General features: G+C 69.6%; 17 protein-coding genes. 10 read left to right on the top strand and 7 right to left on the bottom strand.

Annotated features, from left to right (window positions below; all coding sequences use genetic code 11):
- Positions 1 to 33: 33 nt before the first annotated feature.
- From rplB to rpsQ, 7 genes are read left to right on the top strand one after another with little or no spacing between them, the layout of a single operon-like run.
- The gene (gene rplB, locus AMO33_RS16560) at positions 34 to 870 is read left to right on the top strand and encodes a 50S ribosomal protein L2 (RefSeq protein WP_060593157.1); all 837 of its coding nucleotides are present in this window, start codon (positions 34 to 36) and stop codon (positions 868 to 870) included.
- A gap of 15 nt (positions 871 to 885) precedes the next feature.
- Positions 886 to 1,167: a 30S ribosomal protein S19 gene (rpsS, locus tag AMO33_RS16555; RefSeq protein ID WP_011207268.1), complete on the top strand. Its 282-nt coding sequence runs from the start codon at positions 886 to 888 to the stop codon at positions 1,165 to 1,167.
- The gene (gene rplV, locus AMO33_RS16550; RefSeq protein WP_011207269.1) at positions 1,164 to 1,565 is read left to right on the top strand and encodes a 50S ribosomal protein L22; all 402 of its coding nucleotides are present in this window, start codon (positions 1,164 to 1,166) and stop codon (positions 1,563 to 1,565) included. Before rpsS ends, rplV begins: the two co-directional genes overlap by 4 nt.
- On the top strand, positions 1,566 to 2,369 hold the full coding sequence (gene rpsC, locus AMO33_RS16545) for a 30S ribosomal protein S3 (RefSeq protein ID WP_011207270.1): 804 nt from the start codon (positions 1,566 to 1,568) through the stop codon (positions 2,367 to 2,369). It begins immediately after the preceding gene.
- Between the two features lie 3 nt (positions 2,370 to 2,372).
- Entirely contained in the window at positions 2,373 to 2,789 is a 417-nt protein-coding gene (gene rplP, locus AMO33_RS16540) for a 50S ribosomal protein L16 (protein WP_011207271.1), read from the top strand.
- Positions 2,789 to 3,028 carry a 50S ribosomal protein L29 gene (rpmC, locus tag AMO33_RS16535; protein WP_011207272.1) on the top strand — a complete coding sequence of 80 codons (240 nt, stop codon included), beginning with the start codon at positions 2,789 to 2,791 and terminating at the stop codon, positions 3,026 to 3,028. The genes rplP and rpmC overlap by 1 nt, the downstream gene beginning before the upstream one ends.
- Complete coding sequence (rpsQ, locus tag AMO33_RS16530; protein ID WP_011207273.1) at positions 3,025 to 3,294, top strand: 30S ribosomal protein S17; 270 nt, start codon at positions 3,025 to 3,027, stop codon at positions 3,292 to 3,294. The genes rpmC and rpsQ overlap by 4 nt, the downstream gene beginning before the upstream one ends.
- Before the next feature lie 84 nt (positions 3,295 to 3,378).
- On the opposite strand, the gene AMO33_RS16525 is transcribed toward rpsQ, so the two are convergent.
- From AMO33_RS16525 to AMO33_RS16505, 5 genes are all read right to left on the bottom strand, one after another.
- The gene (locus tag AMO33_RS16525; RefSeq protein ID WP_127516312.1) at positions 3,379 to 3,618 is read right to left on the bottom strand and encodes a hypothetical protein; all 240 of its coding nucleotides are present in this window, start codon (positions 3,616 to 3,618) and stop codon (positions 3,379 to 3,381) included.
- Between the two features lie 213 nt (positions 3,619 to 3,831).
- Positions 3,832 to 4,380: an NAD-dependent epimerase/dehydratase family protein gene (locus AMO33_RS16520; protein ID WP_060593155.1), complete on the bottom strand. Its 549-nt coding sequence runs from the start codon at positions 4,378 to 4,380 to the stop codon at positions 3,832 to 3,834.
- Between the two features lie 907 nt (positions 4,381 to 5,287).
- On the bottom strand, positions 5,288 to 5,512 hold the full coding sequence (locus AMO33_RS16515) for a hypothetical protein (RefSeq protein WP_060593154.1): 225 nt from the start codon (positions 5,510 to 5,512) through the stop codon (positions 5,288 to 5,290).
- 208 nt (positions 5,513 to 5,720) lie between these two features.
- The gene (locus AMO33_RS16510; RefSeq protein ID WP_060593153.1) at positions 5,721 to 7,451 is read right to left on the bottom strand and encodes a hypothetical protein; all 1,731 of its coding nucleotides are present in this window, start codon (positions 7,449 to 7,451) and stop codon (positions 5,721 to 5,723) included.
- Positions 7,452 to 7,579: 128 nt separating this feature from the next.
- Positions 7,580 to 8,323: a CPBP family intramembrane glutamic endopeptidase gene (locus AMO33_RS16505; protein ID WP_229434876.1), complete on the bottom strand. Its 744-nt coding sequence runs from the start codon at positions 8,321 to 8,323 to the stop codon at positions 7,580 to 7,582.
- A 230-nt stretch (positions 8,324 to 8,553) separates the two neighbouring features.
- Here AMO33_RS16505 and AMO33_RS16500 point away from each other — a divergent pair, with 230 nt between their 5' ends.
- Positions 8,554 to 8,958, top strand: coding sequence for a hypothetical protein (locus AMO33_RS16500; protein WP_060593152.1), 405 nt, complete (start codon positions 8,554 to 8,556; stop codon positions 8,956 to 8,958).
- Here AMO33_RS16500 and AMO33_RS16495 read toward each other — a convergent pair.
- Positions 8,955 to 9,884, bottom strand: a complete 930-nt coding sequence (locus AMO33_RS16495) for an RluA family pseudouridine synthase (RefSeq protein ID WP_060593151.1) — start codon at positions 9,882 to 9,884, stop codon at positions 8,955 to 8,957. The genes AMO33_RS16500 and AMO33_RS16495 overlap by 4 nt on opposite strands.
- Before the next feature lie 33 nt (positions 9,885 to 9,917).
- Positions 9,918 to 10,361 carry a TIGR03667 family PPOX class F420-dependent oxidoreductase gene (locus AMO33_RS16490; protein ID WP_060593150.1) on the bottom strand — a complete coding sequence of 148 codons (444 nt, stop codon included), beginning with the start codon at positions 10,359 to 10,361 and terminating at the stop codon, positions 9,918 to 9,920.
- 169 nt (positions 10,362 to 10,530) lie between these two features.
- Here AMO33_RS16490 and AMO33_RS16485 point away from each other — a divergent pair, with 169 nt between their 5' ends.
- Complete coding sequence (locus AMO33_RS16485) at positions 10,531 to 12,381, top strand: ABC transporter ATP-binding protein (RefSeq protein ID WP_060593149.1); 1,851 nt, start codon at positions 10,531 to 10,533, stop codon at positions 12,379 to 12,381.
- Positions 12,378 to 14,114, top strand: a complete 1,737-nt coding sequence (locus tag AMO33_RS16480) for an ABC transporter ATP-binding protein (RefSeq protein ID WP_060593148.1) — start codon at positions 12,378 to 12,380, stop codon at positions 14,112 to 14,114. The genes AMO33_RS16485 and AMO33_RS16480 overlap by 4 nt, the downstream gene beginning before the upstream one ends.
- Positions 14,115 to 14,120 lie beyond the last annotated feature (6 nt).

The following is a 14,120-nucleotide window of genomic DNA, read 5'->3' as shown; positions in this document are numbered from 1 at the left end:
GCGGACGGGAATCCAGAAAGCAGAGAAGAACTCATGGCAATTCGCAAGTACAAGCCGACAACGCCGGGCCGCCGCGGCTCCAGCGTCTCGGACTTCGCCGAGATCACCCGGTCCACCCCGGAGAAGTCGCTGCTGCGTCCGCTGACCAAGAGCGGTGGTCGTAACGCCCACGGCCGCATCACCACTCGCCACCGTGGTGGCGGGCACAAGCGCGCCTACCGCATCATCGACTTCCGTCGCCTGGACAAGGACGGCATCCCGGCCAAGGTCGCGCACATCGAGTACGACCCCAACCGGACCGCCAACATCGCGCTGCTGCACTACGTGGACGGCGAGAAGCGCTACATCCTGGCGCCCAAGGGCGTCACGCAGGGCACCCCGATCGAGTCCGGCCCCACCGCCGACATCAAGCCGGGTAACAACCTGCCGCTGCGCAACATCCCGACCGGTACCACCATCCACAACGTGGAGCTGCGTCCGGGCGGCGGCGCCAAGCTGGCCCGTGCCGCCGGCATGAGCATCCAGCTGCTCGGCAAGGAAGGCCCCTACGCCACCCTGCGTATGCCCTCCGGCGAGATCCGTCGCGTCGACGTGCGCTGCCGCGCCACCGTCGGCGAGGTCGGCAACGCCGAGCAGTCGAACATCAACTGGGGCAAGGCCGGCCGTATGCGCTGGAAGGGCCGTCGTCCCACGGTGCGTGGTGTCGTCATGAACCCCGTCGACCACCCGCACGGTGGTGGTGAGGGCAAGACCTCCGGTGGTCGCCACCCGGTCTCGCCGTGGGGTCAGCCGGAAGGCCGCACCCGCAAGCCCAACCGTCCGAGCGACAAGCTCATCGTCCGCCGCCGCAAGACCGGCAAGAAGCGCTGAAGGAGGAGGTAAGAAATGCCACGTAGCCTCAAGAAGGGCCCGTTCGTCGACGACCACCTCCAGGCGAAGGTGGACGTGCAGAACGAGAAGGGCACGAAGCAGGTCATCAAGACCTGGTCGCGTCGTTCGACCATCACCCCGGATTTCATCGGTCACACCTTCGCGGTCCACGACGGCCGCAAGCACGTTCCGGTGTTCGTGTCCGAGAACATGGTCGGGCACAAGCTCGGTGAGTTCGCGCCGACCAGGACGTTCAAGAGCCACGTCAAGGAAGACCGGAAGAGCAAGCGGCGATGACCACGACCGAGACTCAGAACCCCACCGCCCGGGCGACCGCCAAGCATGTGCGCGTCACCCCGATGAAGGCTCGTCGTGTCGTGGACCTGGTCCGCGGCAAGCGGGTCGAGGACGCCCTCGCGATCCTGAAGTTCGCGCCGCAGGCCGCGAGCGAGCCGGTCGCCAAGGTCGTCGCCAGTGCCGCCGCCAACGCCGAGAACAACCTCGGCCTCGATCCGGCCACGCTGGTCATCTCGACCGCGTACGTCGACGAGGGCGCGACCCTGAAGCGTTTCCAGCCGCGGGCCCAGGGCCGCGCGTTCCGGATCCGCAAGCGCACCAGCCACATCACCATCGAGGTCGAGAGCGTCCCCACCGCCGGTGGCACTCGTGGCCGCCGGAAGGGAGGGGCAAAGTAAATGGGACAGAAGATCAATCCCCACGGCTTCCGCCTCGGTATCACCACCGACTGGAAGTCCCGTTGGTACGCGGACAAGCAGTACGCGGACTACGTGAAGGAAGACGTCGCGATCCGCAAGCTCCTGGCCACCGGCATGGAGCGCGCGGGCATCTCGAAGGTCGAGATCGAGCGCACCCGTGACCGCGTGCGGGTGGACATCCACACCGCGCGTCCGGGCATCGTGATCGGCCGTCGCGGCGCCGAGGCCGACCGCATCCGCGCCGAGCTGGAGAAGCTCACCGGCAAGCAGGTGCAGCTGAACATCCTCGAGGTCAAGAACCCCGAGTCGGATGCCCAGCTCGTCGCCCAGGGTGTGGCCGAGCAGCTGTCCAACCGTGTGGCGTTCCGTCGCGCGATGCGCAAGGCCATCCAGTCGGCCATGCGTTCGCCGAACGTCAAGGGCATCCGGGTGCAGTGCTCGGGCCGCCTCGGCGGCGCCGAAATGTCGCGCTCGGAGTTCTACCGTGAGGGTCGGGTGCCGCTGCACACGCTGCGCGCCGACATCGACTACGGCCTCTACGAGGCCAAGACCACCTTCGGTCGCATCGGCGTGAAGGTCTGGATCTACAAGGGCGACATCGTCGGTGGCAAGCGTGAGCTGACCGCCGCGAGCGCTCCGGCCGGCGATCGTGATCGTCCGCGCCGCGAGCGGCCGAGCCGTCCGCGTCGGTCCGGTTCCACCGGCACCACCGCGACCAGCACTGAGGCCGGGCGCGCCGCCACCGCGGTGGTGGAAGCTCCGGCAGAGAATCAGGAGGGCTGACGCATGCTGATGCCTCGTAAGGTCAAGCACCGCAAGCAGCATCACCCGAGCCGCACCGGTATGGCCAAGGGCGGCACGTCGGTGGCCTTCGGTGACTACGGCATCCAGGCGCTCGAGCCTGCCTACGTCACCAACCGGCAGATCGAGTCCGCGCGTATCGCGATGACTCGCCACATCCGCCGTGGCGGCAAGATCTGGATCAACATCTACCCGGATCGCCCGCTGACCAAGAAGCCCGCCGAGACCCGCATGGGTTCCGGTAAGGGTTCGCCGGAGTGGTGGGTCGCGAACGTCAAGCCCGGTCGCGTGATGTTCGAGATGAGTTACCCCAACGAGGAGACCGCTCGTGAGGCCCTGCGCCGCGCGATGCACAAGCTCCCGATGAAGTGCAGGATCGTGACCAGGGAGGAGCAGTTCTGATGGCAACCGGTACACCGGCCGCAGAGCTCCGCGAGCTCACCGAAGAGGAACTCGTCTCCCGCCTGCGTGAGTCGAAGGAAGAGCTGTTCAACCTGCGCTTCCAGATGGCGACGGGTCAGCTGGACAACAACCGTCGCCTGCGCGTCGTTCGTCACGAGATTGCGCGCATCTACACGGTCATGCGTGAGCGTGAGCTCGGTCTGGCCACCGGACCCGCTGGTAAGGGAGATGCGGCATGAGCGAGAAGACTGTGGAGCGTGGCCGCCGCAAGGTGCGGATCGGCTACGTCGTGTCCGACAAGATGAACAAGACCATCGTGGTGGAGCTCGAGGACCGGGTGAAGCACCCGCTCTACGGCAAGATCATCCGCACCACCTCGAAGGTGAAGGCGCACGACGAGAACGAGATCGCCGGCGTCGGCGACCGCGTGCAGCTGATGGAGACCCGCCCGCTGTCGGCCACCAAGCGCTGGCGTCTGGTCGAGGTCCTGGAGAAGGCCAAGTAGGTCGACTCCTCGGCTGAGGTCGAAAGCCAGAAGGCCCGCTTTCCAATGGAAAGCGGGCCTTCGTCCGTATTTCACGCCCTGCGTCTAAATCGCGCTCAGGAGAAAGGGGCGCAGGACATCGCCCATGAAGTCGTGGTGGTCATCGGCGTCTTCAGCTCCGTCGAGCAACGTGTCCAGGATGTCGGCGCTGTCGAGCGTTGCCCGGAAGGTCTGTTCGCGGGCGCTTGTGATGACGAGATGCACCACAGCGGCGTAGATCCGGGAGCGTGACGTGAGCACCTGTCCGCCGGACTGTTCGTGCCGTCCGAGGTAGCGCTCGGTCACATCGATCACCTCCTGGAGGACCCGGATTTCGATCTGGTCCTGCTCGTTCCATCTGTGCCTGCATGACCCTGTGGGCTTCGCCGACGTTCAATCCTGCCGGCGGCACGGTGTGGTCAGTGGGTGGGAGTTCGGCGCTCATAGGCACAGCGTCCCAACGGATGTCCGGGCGCGGTGTGACGATTTGTCACGGGAGCGACGTGGTGAATTCTCGAATCATGGTTCGGTGGTCGCTCGAGCGTGCCGCCAGGAATCGCTGACGATCGTGTCGATATCGGAGCAGGCAGGGCGCCAGCCCAACTCGGCCATAATCCTCGTGGGGTCGCTGACGAGCTCGGGTGGTTCCGGAGCAGTCGGACCGTGGCGCACCGGGACCGGGCGGCCGGTGCGACGTTCGACCGCGGCGACCACCTCGGCGATGCTGGTCCCGCATCCGCTGCCGACGACGTAACGCACGCTTTCACCGCGCGGCGGTGGATCCTCGACCGACGCGAGGATTGCGCGTGCCGCGTCGCTGACGTGCAGGTAGTCGCGCATCGCACTGCCGTCGCCGTTGATCTCGAGGGTGCCCCGCCCTTGTGCGGCTGCGATTGTCCGCGGTATCAAGCGGGTCGGATCGCGATCATCTCCACCCGCGATGTTCATGAAACGCAGAATTGTCGCCGACAGTGCACCGGCGCGCGCTTGGGCCTGGACCGCGAACTCGGCAGCCAGCTTGCTCGCGGCGTACGGGTGTGGCGGCGAGTCCGGCAGGTCCTCGGTCATCGGCTGGCGATCGGCTGTTCCATAGATCGCGCCCGTGGAGGCACTAACGCCCGCACTACACTGAAAGCGCCAACCGATGAGGAGGTCGCCTGCGCAAAACACTGCTCGCCGGCGCGCTCGCAGCAGGCGCCCTGATCCTGGCAGGCGCCGTCGTAGTCGGTCTCACCCGATCCGGTGATACAAGCACTCCGACGGACCCCTCCACACGACGGGAGACGGCACAAGTGAACAACACTCCCCACCCAGCCGACCAGCACGACGACGACCGCGATCCGGAGGACCCGATCATCGACTCCGGCAAACCATCGACCTGGGAACAGTTCGCCGAGGACTCCCAGGCCGGAGTGCCCTCCGACAGCCAACTCCAAGATGGACCACCAGCGGTGTCCGGCACGGACCTGCGAGCTACCGGAGATGAGTAATCCCGTCCACAACCACCCGTGATCAAGCGCGCCTCGGAGCCACAGGAGATTGATCGCCTTGCTGGAAGCTTCCCAGGCCCCGCCTCCCATTTGACCGCTCACCGTCTGCTACCCCAACGCCGGTCAAGTCCACATGTGTGGTGTAGGAGAACGGTCTCCGCGTGATCCCGGGTGGTCAGGCGGTCAGTTCGGTGGGAGTGTCCTCCTGTTCTATGCGATCGGTGCGTCCGCGTGAGCGGGCGAGGACATCGAGACCGAGATAGCCGGGGGTGCGGAAATTCGTTTGGGTTCCGCGGAATTGGATGAGTGGCGGTGGGTGCCGGTGGGCGAGGTGGGGGAGTTGGTGATCGATCGGTTGGCGCGGCGGGTTCGGCATGCTTATGCGGCCGCTGTTGCGGGAGCGACGCGGTATCTGGAGCGTGGAGTGCTCGTGGGGGAAGCGTCGCTCGATTGAGTCCGCACTGAACCGCGCCTGGTCAACCCGGCTATTCGGACGGGTTCGCGGATTTCCGGTTGCTGATCGCGACGACGATGCGCAGGGCCACGGCCGCGCCGACGGCCACCAGCAGGGCGGTGACGGCGACGGTGAGCCAACCGGTGAGGTCGTTCGGCCAGGTACCGCCGTGGCTGCGGGCGAACAGGTCGTAGGCGGTGTAACCGGTTGCGGCGCCGATCGATACGCCGAGAGCGTGTTTGGTGGTGAACTGCATGGGCTGGATCTCCTCGGTCGGGTCGTTGGGTCACCGTCCACACGGTGGTGACTACTGATCGACGGGGGATCGGCCGGTGTTTACAGCAACTCCTGGAGTGGCCACAGCCGCCGAGGGTGGCTACGCCCCACGGTTCACCACGGCCGGGTTCATTCTCCGTCGCGGCGGACGTGCCGTATCGCGGCCCGAGCGGCGCGACGACCGTCCCTCAGAGGTCGAGTGCCACGGGCCGGCCTACCTTCCGACCGGCGTCCAGTGCCTTCCGAACAGCGTCGGCGTCCGCGCCTACTTCGGTGGCGATGGCGGACGCGCTCCAGGAGCGGTCGGCGAGGGTGAGGATTTCGGCGATCTGGTCGACGGGGAGCGGGGAGTGGTCGTGGTCGGCGATGGCGCGGGCTACGGCCCAGATCTGGGCGTCGGCGTCGTCGGCCTCGACTGCGATGGGGTCGGGGTCGGGGGTGATCGGCTCGGTGAGGGCGAGGTCGGGCTCGGTGATGAAGGCCAGCTGCTCGGGGGAGGGCTCCGGCGGGGCGGCGGGTTCGTGCGCGCGGTGGGGCAGCGCGGGGGCGGTGTTCGCGGGTTGCGGCTGGTGCGGGTTCTGGGCGGACGTCCCGGGTTCGGGAACCGCGGGGTATCGGCGGGGCGTCGGTTCCGGCGGTGGGATCGGAGCGTCCGGAGTGTGAGGGGCGGCCGGCTGGGATTCGGCGGGTCGGCGGCGCGCCGCGGATTCGCGCGTGCGGCGGCGCGCGGGCGACGGTTGCGAATCCGCTGGTGGATCGCCTTCGGCGGGCCTGTCGATGACGGGGGCGGGGGCCGTGGTGACCGTTCGCAAGGTCTGTCCGTCGACCCAGGTCGACAGCAGTGGTGCACGGTCGGTGGCGGTGGGCTTGCGGCGGCGCGGGGCGGGCGTTGCGGGAACGGTGGGGGCGGGTGGCCGCGCCGCGCGGACGCGGGCGGGGCGGGGTTGTTCGTCGGTGTCGGTCAGTCCGCCGGTCAGCAGGGCCAACGGGGCGGCGTAGAGGTCGGCGGGGAGGGCGTCGTCGGTGGGCGGCGCGACTGCCGGACGATCGCCGGTCACGGATGCTGTCGCGGTCCGCGGCATATCGGTGTCCGCTGGGTGCGCGGTGGGATCGACGTGCCCGGTCGGGAACGGCTGTGAAACCGGCGCTTCGTCCACCTCCACACTGTCGATGAGCTGGGCATACCGCGCCGCCACCCACGCGTGCAGCCAGATCACCACACCCACCATCGCGGGGGCGATGGCGTATTCGGCGGCCCGCCCGAAATCCCCGGCGGCCAGGTGCGGTCCGGTGTTCAGCGCGATCGTCGTTCCCAGGAGAGCGACCTCGAAGAACACCACCTTGCCGCGCGGGAGTTCGCGGCCCCAGCGGGCGGCGGTGGTCGCCACGATCATGATGGTGATGATCGGGATGGAGATCATCGCCTCGATGCCGTAGCTGAGCCAGTACAGCGGGTCGGACATGTCGCCGCTGGGCACGAGGTTGCGTTGCACGTTGACCCCCGCCCACACCATGCCGAGCACGACGACGGCGATCAGGGCGCGCGAGGACCATTCGGCGCGACGGTAGAGCTGGGCCAGGCGGGCGTCCTGGTTGGCGACCCGCCTGCGGGCGGCCAGGGCGCGCCGATGCCAGCGGGCGTCGGCCTCCTCGGCACGGCGGATCCGCGCCGCCGCCCTGCGGTCGCGCTTCTCGGCGGCCAGTTCGGCGCGGACGGCGCGGCGGCGTTGGGCGCGGCGCCGGGCTCTTGTCCATTCCGCGAGTTCGCGTTCGGCGGCGATCTCCGCGTCGGAGAGCACCTCGACCAGGGCCGAGTCGTATTGCAGGGGGAGTTTGCCGCGCGCGGTCTGCACCCGGCGGGCCAGCGCGGCGATCTCGTCGCCGGTCCGGTCGGCGTCGGCGGGCTGGTGCTCGGACATCGAAGACCTTCCCCGGGCGCGGGTCGGTGCCGCACGGTTGCTCGAACGTATGTGTGAACGCGACGAGACTAAACCGGGGCCGGGGGTTGGTCAACGCGAGGACGACGACCGGCAGGTCGGCGGAAGGGTCAGGCGAGGGTGGTGTGCCAGACAATCGCGGCGGCGAGCGCACCCGCCCCGTTCACCGACCAGTGCAGGGCGATCGGCGCGAGCAGGCTGCCGCTGCGCCGGCGCAGCCAGGTGAACACCGTGCCCGCGGCGGCGGTCGCCAGCACGGCCAGCGCGATGCCGACGACCTGGCCGAGCGGGCCGCCGGGCAGCATGCCGCTGAGCCCGCGGTTGCCGCTGGTGAGCCCGAACGAGGAGGCGACGTGCCAGAGCCCGAACAGCAGCGACCCGGCCGCGAACACGCCGCGCGCGCCCCAGGCGCGGTCCAGGGTGCCGTGCAGGACGCCGCGGAAGGCGAGTTCCTCGGGGATCACGGTCTGGAGCGGGATGACGATCATCGAGGCGATGAGGGCGCCGGAGACGGTGGCGTAGCGGTCGGCGAGGAAGAACGGGCGGGTCACCGGCAGCAGCGCGCCGATCGCGACCGCGGCGAGCACCACGCCGACGGCGGCGAGGGCGTAGACCGAGCCGCGGCGCCAGTGCCGGGGGGAGAGGCCGAGTTCGGCCCAGCCGAGTCCGCGTCTGCGGACCAGGGCCAGCAGGATGCCGGCCGCCACCGGAACCGCGACGATGTTCGCCCAGGCCGTGGTGAAGTGGGCGATGAGGTTGGTGCAGGCCAGGACGACCACCACCACGGCCACATCGATGTAGGCATGCAGCGGGCGGCCGCGCTCGGTCGCGGCCACGGGGTCGGATTCACGCACCCGGCCCAGTGTACGGAGCGGATCGGCCGGTTCTCGGGGTGCTGTGCGGGAGGTCATCACCGGTCGGGTACCCGGCGCGCCGGGGAACGCACGTGCTGGTGGTACGGGCTGCAACACCGAGTGAATGAAACGCGTTTCAGAATTTTCCCGATTTCGGCCCGGCTGAACTGGACGGTCGATACAGTCCGCTCATCCGCACCGCACGTGCGAGGTAGACAAGGAGTGATTCGATGAGCAGGACCCGCGACCGGTTCGGTCGTCTCACCGCAGGGCTCGGCGCGGCGGCGGTGGTGAGCTGTGCGGTGGTGGTCGGGGCGCCCCACGCGGCGGCCACCGTGGACGAGTTGACGGTCAACAGCCGGAACCCGCAGGCGGGCTGCGTCTACCAGCTGACGGCGAAGGTGAACCACTGGTTCGAGGTCTGGTTCTACGACAACGCCCTGGTGATCGCGGGCAGTCCGGTCAAGCCGGTCAACGGGGTGGCGACCATCCAGTGGAAGCCGGGCAGGTCGGGCACCCACACGCTGGCCGCCCTGCAGGGGCTGGCCTACGAGATCAAGGTGGACGTCGCGGAGCCGACGCTCACCGGCAGCGCCACCTGCGGCGCCGGGCCGCTGGGCTGGATGGGGTCCTAGCCCGCCCAGCCGGGGTAGTCGGTCCACGCCTGCAACGAGCGGGTGGTCTCGAAGCGGCGCGGCTCGCCGGTGACCGGATCGGTGAATTCGAGCACCGCCGCCAGCAGTTGCAGGGGCCGGGTGAATTCGTGGACCGGCTTGTCGGTGAGCACCGGATAGAAGTCGTCGCCGAGGATCGGCACGCCGAGGCTGTTCATGTGCAGGCGCAGTTGATGGGTGCGGCCGGTGTGTGGGGTGAGCCGGTAGCGACCGAGCCCGTCGCGGTGCTCGAGCAGTTCGACCAGGGTCTCGGCGTTCGGCTCGCCCTCGACTTCCCGGGCCGCGAGCACGTGTTTCTCCTTCACGATCCGGCTGCGCACCACACGGGGCAGCGCGAGCTCCGGATCGTAGGGCGCGATGGCTTCGTACTGCTTGCGCACGGTGCGCCGGTGGAACATCGTCTGGTAGGCGCCGCGGCGGGCCGGATCGACGACGAACAGGATCAGCCCGGCCGTCACCCGGTCCAGCCGGTGCGCGGGCACCAGATCGGGCAGGCCGAGCTGTTCGCGCAACCGCACCAGCGCGGTCTGGCGGATGTGCTGACCGCGCGGGATCGTGGCGAGGAAATGCGGCTTGTCGACCACCAGCACGGTCTCGTCGCGGTGCACGACGGTCAGGTCGAACGGCACCTCGACCTCGTCGGGCAGATCGCGATGGAACCACACCGCGCCGCCGGGCACATACGGTGCGTCGGGGGCGATCGGACCGTCGAGATCGACGATCGCGCCCGCCCGCAGCAGTTCATCGATGCGCTCGGGTGCGACGCGGGGCAGCCGGTGCACCAGATGATCGCGGATGGTCGCCCACTCGCCCGCTTCCGGCAGCCGCAGCCGGGCGGGATCGAGGCCGTGCCGTTTCGGCAACGGTGGCTGCTGCCTGCGTCTCATCGCCGCCCACTCTAGCCGGTACGCCCGTACCGGTCAGAAGCCGCGCAGCCGGTCCGGTGCGATGCGCAGCGGCACCGAGTAGTCGGCGTAGAACTGCTCGGCGGTCATCGGGATGTCGCGCAGGCCCTCGGTGTACTTGGCGGTGAAGGCGGCGATCTCCTGCTCCGTCGGCCGGTCCTCGGCGATGCGGGCGGTGCCGGTGAACACCACGACGTCACCGCCGTGGACGGTGCTGTTGAAGTGCACCGAGACCCGCGGGTTGCGGCGGATGTTGCGGATCTTCGGGGTGTCGGGCTGGCTGAACAGCAGGAATTCGCCGTCGCGCCATTGGAACCAGACGGGATTGGGCTGCGGCGTGCCGGTCGGACCCACGGTGGTGAGCCAGACGACCTGCTCGCGCTCGAGGCGTTCGGCGACCTTCGCGCCGAACTCGGTGCCGGTGTCCAGGAGCGGGGTGGTGAGGTCGGGTGCGGTCATACCGGAAGGAACACCGGTCCCGCCCGTCCGATTCCGGCCGGTTCGACAGGAGTCGACGTGCGCGGAGCTGCTCGCGTGGAATAAGTTAGCCTTACCTATCCTGTTGCGGTCCGGTGTGTGAAGATGAGGACCGATCCGGCGCGGGCCGGCAGAGTCGAGAGGCGGGGACATGACGGTGGAGGCCACGCCGCTGGCGGCGGGGGAGGCGGGCAACACCCCGCCGAAACAGGTGCGCAAAGCCGAGAAACAACGGGAAGCGGCGGCGCGCAAGGAGATTCTCGCGCCGGTGCGCACGCCGTTGCTGGTCGCGAGCATTCTCATGGGCCTGGCCTCGGTGTGCCTGGTGGTGCCGTTCCTGCTGATCGTGGAGGTGTGCCGGGAACTGCTGGCCGAGCCGGTCGACACCGATCGGGTCTGGCGGCTGCTGGCGACGGCGGTGGCGGTCCTGGTGGTGCGCGCCTTGCTGCAGGCCGTCGCCCTCACCTGGTCGCACCTGGTCGACGGCGGTTTCCAGTTGACGTTGCGCCGGGCGCTGGCCGAGAAGCTGTCGCGGGTGCCGCTGGGCTGGTTCGGCGAGCGCACCTCGAGCGAGGTCAAGAAGTACCTGCAGGACGATGTCGAGGCGCTGCACTACCTGGTCGCGCACGCGCGGCTGGAGTTCGTCGGCGCGGTCACCGTCCCGCTGGTCACCCTGATCTACCTGTGCACCGTCGACTGGCGGTTGACATTGGTGCTGCTGCTGCCGCTGGTGGCCTACGCGGTGCTCTACGGCCGGATCGTCGACCGCGACGGCCGCGACCGGATCGTCGTCTACAACCGGTCCGAGCAGCGCACCAAGCAGGCCACCATCGAGTTCGTCGACGGCATCCAGGTGGTGCGCGCGTTCGGCCGGGCGGGCAAGGCGCACAGCGATTTCCAGGCCGCCGTCGAGCACCAGGCACGCAGCGTGGACCGGATGAAGACGCCGATCATCGGCGTGCAGTCGGCCTCCGACATCGTGGTGACCCCGGTGTTCGTGATGCTCGTCGTCGTGGTCGCGGGCCTGGCCGCGGTCGGACTGGACTGGGTGCAGCCGCTGGACGTGCTGCCGTTCCTGCTGATCGGGGTCGGGCTCGGCAGTTCGCTGCTCGGCCTCGGTTACGGCGCCCAGGCGCTACGCGCGGGCGGTGAGGCGGCGTTGCGCCTGCACGCGTTGCGCAGCGAGCCGGAACTGGCCGAGGGCGCGCCGAGCGCGGCGGCCGGTTCCGATCCGGCGGGGCTGGTGCGGTTCTCCGGTGTCGGATTCGGCTACCGGGCCGACCGCCAGGTGCTGCGCGACATCGATCTGGAACTCGCGCCGGGCACCATCACCGCGCTGGTCGGCCCCAGTGGCTCCGGCAAGTCCACGCTGGCCAAGCTGCTGCCGCGGTTCTACGACGTCGACACCGGGTCGATCACCATCGGCGGGCGCGACATCCGCGACTTCCCGAGCGAGGAGCTCTACCGCACGGTGGGATTCGTCTTCCAGGACGTGCGGTTGATCCGCGGCAGCATCGCCGACAACCTGCGTCTGGCCCGCCCGGACGCCGACCGGGCGGCGATGGAGCACGCCGCCCGGGCCGCCCAGATCCACGACCGGATCATGGCGCTGCCCCGCGGCTACGACTCCGAGATCGGCGTGGACGCCACCCTGTCCGGCGGTGAGGCGCAACGACTCTCGATCGCCCGTGCGCTGCTGGCCGACACCCCGGTGCTGGTGCTGGACGAGGCCACCGCCTTCGCCGACCCCGAATCGGAAGCGGCCGTGCAGGACGCGCTGGCCGTGCTCGTGGCGGGTCGCACCGTGCTGGTGATCGCGCACCGGCTGCACACCATCACCGGCGTGGACCGGATCGTGGTGCTGGACAACGGCACGCTGGTCGAGCAGGGCGACCACGAGAGCCTGCGCGCGGCGGGCGGGATGTATCAGCGGCTGTGGGAGATCAACGAGGCGGCGCTGGGCGACCTCGCGCTGGTCGAGACGAAAGAGGGCGTTCGATGATCCGCACCGTGCTCGGTCTGGTCCCGGCCGAATTCCGGCACCTGACCCCGAAGCTGTTCGCCGCCATCGTCGCCCAGGCGCTGTGCCAGGCGCTGGCCTACCTGCTGCTGGTGCCGGTGCTCGAGGCGCTGTTCGGTGACGACCTCGGCCGCGCCTGGCTGTGGGCGCTGGGCATGCTGGCCGCGGTGGCCGGTGTGGTGGTGTTCGGGTACCTGAGCGCCGCGATCGGGCTGCGCATCGGCATCGGCATGCAGCGCGGCCTGCAGACCCGCATCGGCGACCACCTGAACGCACTGCCGCTGGGCTGGTTCGAGACCCGCGACGCCGGGCCGCTCTCGCGGCTGATCGTGGAGAACGTGCGCGAGGTCCAGGGGCTGATCGCCTACCTGCTGGCCAAGGTGCTCACCGGGGTCATCGTGCCGCTGGGGGTCGCGGTGGGCATGCTGTTCGTGGACTGGCGGATCTCGCTGGCGATGCTGCTGGCGGCGCCGGTGCTCTACGCGGTGAACGGCCTGGCCAACCGCGCCTACACCGGCGCCGACCGGCGCATGCACGAGGCCGCCGCCGAAGCCGACTCCCGGGTGGTGGAATTCGCGCAGGCGCAGCCGGTGCTGCGGGCCTTCGGCGCGGTCGGCGCGAGCAACCGGGCCTTGGACGCGGCGCTGAGCGGGCAGCGCTCGGCCGGGCGGAAGATGATCGCGGCCAGCGTGCCGGGACTGATCCTGTTCGCGCTGTTCGTGCAGGCGGTGTTCCTGGTGCTGGTGTATGTGGCCGTCGGCCGGGTCACCGGCGGGGCGGTGTCGGCGGCGGCCGCGATCGCGCTGATCGCGGTGAGTTCGCGGTTCATCGAGCCGCTGAACCAGGCCGCGCAGCTGGGCAACGCGTTGCGTTCGGCGGCCGCCGCGGCCGAGCGGATCGGCGACCTGCTCGCCCAACCGGTGCTTCCCGAGGCCACCGCGCCGGTCACGCCGGGCTCGCCCTCGGTGGTCTTCGACAACGTCTCCTTCGGCTACCGCCCCGGTGAGCCGGTGCTGTCCGAGATCACCTTCAGCGTGCCCGCGGGCACCACGACCGCGATCGTCGGGCCCAGCGGCGCGGGTAAGACGACGCTGTTGCGGTTGGCCGCGCGTTTCTACGACGTGGACTCCGGCCGGGTGGCCGTCGGCGAACACGATGTGCGCGACCAGCCCTCGGCGACCCTGCTGGATCAGCTGTCGCTGGTGTTCCAGAACGTCTACCTGTTCGACCGCTCGGTGGCCGACAACATCCGCATCGGCAAACCCGACGCCACCGACGAGGAGGTGCGCCGCGCGGCCGAGGCCGCCCGGGTGGACGAGATCGTCGAACGGCTGCCCGAGGGCTACGACACCCGGGTCGGCGAGGGCGGCGCGACGCTGTCCGGCGGTGAGCGGCAACGGGTCTCGATCGCCCGCGCGCTGCTCAAGGACGCGCCGATCGTGCTGCTCGACGAGGCCACCAGCGCACTCGACCCGCACAGCGAGGCGGCGGTCGTGCGCGGCATCCACGAGTTGACCCGCGAGGCCACCGTCATCGTGGTCGCGCACCGGCTGGCCACCATCGCGCACGCCGATCAGATCCTGTTCCTCGAGGGCGGCCGCATCGTCGAGCGCGGCACGCACGAGGAACTGCTCGCGCTGGACGGTCGGTACGCGCGGTTCTGGAACGAGCGATCGCGGGCCGCGGGCTGGCGGCTCGAACCCGCCGCGGTGTGAGCGGCC

This window comes from Nocardia farcinica, assembly GCF_001182745.1.
Classification (GTDB): domain Bacteria; phylum Actinomycetota; class Actinomycetes; order Mycobacteriales; family Mycobacteriaceae; genus Nocardia; species Nocardia farcinica.
Note: the sequence above shows the minus strand (reverse complement) of the source record. Positions and strands in the feature narration are given on the sequence as shown.

Coding starts and splice junctions, on each gene's coding strand:
- rplB (WP_060593157.1), top strand. CDS start 34: ATGGCAATTCGCAAGTACAAGCCGACAACGCCGGGCCGCCGCGGCTCC.
- rpsS (WP_011207268.1), top strand. CDS start 886: ATGCCACGTAGCCTCAAGAAGGGCCCGTTCGTCGACGACCACCTCCAG.
- rplV (WP_011207269.1), top strand. CDS start 1,164: ATGACCACGACCGAGACTCAGAACCCCACCGCCCGGGCGACCGCCAAG.
- rpsC (WP_011207270.1), top strand. CDS start 1,566: ATGGGACAGAAGATCAATCCCCACGGCTTCCGCCTCGGTATCACCACC.
- rplP (WP_011207271.1), top strand. CDS start 2,373: ATGCTGATGCCTCGTAAGGTCAAGCACCGCAAGCAGCATCACCCGAGC.
- rpmC (WP_011207272.1), top strand. CDS start 2,789: ATGGCAACCGGTACACCGGCCGCAGAGCTCCGCGAGCTCACCGAAGAG.
- rpsQ (WP_011207273.1), top strand. CDS start 3,025: ATGAGCGAGAAGACTGTGGAGCGTGGCCGCCGCAAGGTGCGGATCGGC.
- AMO33_RS16520 (WP_060593155.1), bottom strand. CDS start 4,380: ATGACCGAGGACCTGCCGGACTCGCCGCCACACCCGTACGCCGCGAGC.
- AMO33_RS16515 (WP_060593154.1), bottom strand. CDS start 5,512: ATGCAGTTCACCACCAAACACGCTCTCGGCGTATCGATCGGCGCCGCA.
- AMO33_RS16510 (WP_060593153.1), bottom strand. CDS start 7,451: ATGTCCGAGCACCAGCCCGCCGACGCCGACCGGACCGGCGACGAGATC.
- AMO33_RS16500 (WP_060593152.1), top strand. CDS start 8,554: ATGAGCAGGACCCGCGACCGGTTCGGTCGTCTCACCGCAGGGCTCGGC.
- AMO33_RS16495 (WP_060593151.1), bottom strand. CDS start 9,884: ATGAGACGCAGGCAGCAGCCACCGTTGCCGAAACGGCACGGCCTCGAT.
- AMO33_RS16490 (WP_060593150.1), bottom strand. CDS start 10,361: ATGACCGCACCCGACCTCACCACCCCGCTCCTGGACACCGGCACCGAG.
- AMO33_RS16485 (WP_060593149.1), top strand. CDS start 10,531: ATGACGGTGGAGGCCACGCCGCTGGCGGCGGGGGAGGCGGGCAACACC.
- AMO33_RS16480 (WP_060593148.1), top strand. CDS start 12,378: ATGATCCGCACCGTGCTCGGTCTGGTCCCGGCCGAATTCCGGCACCTG.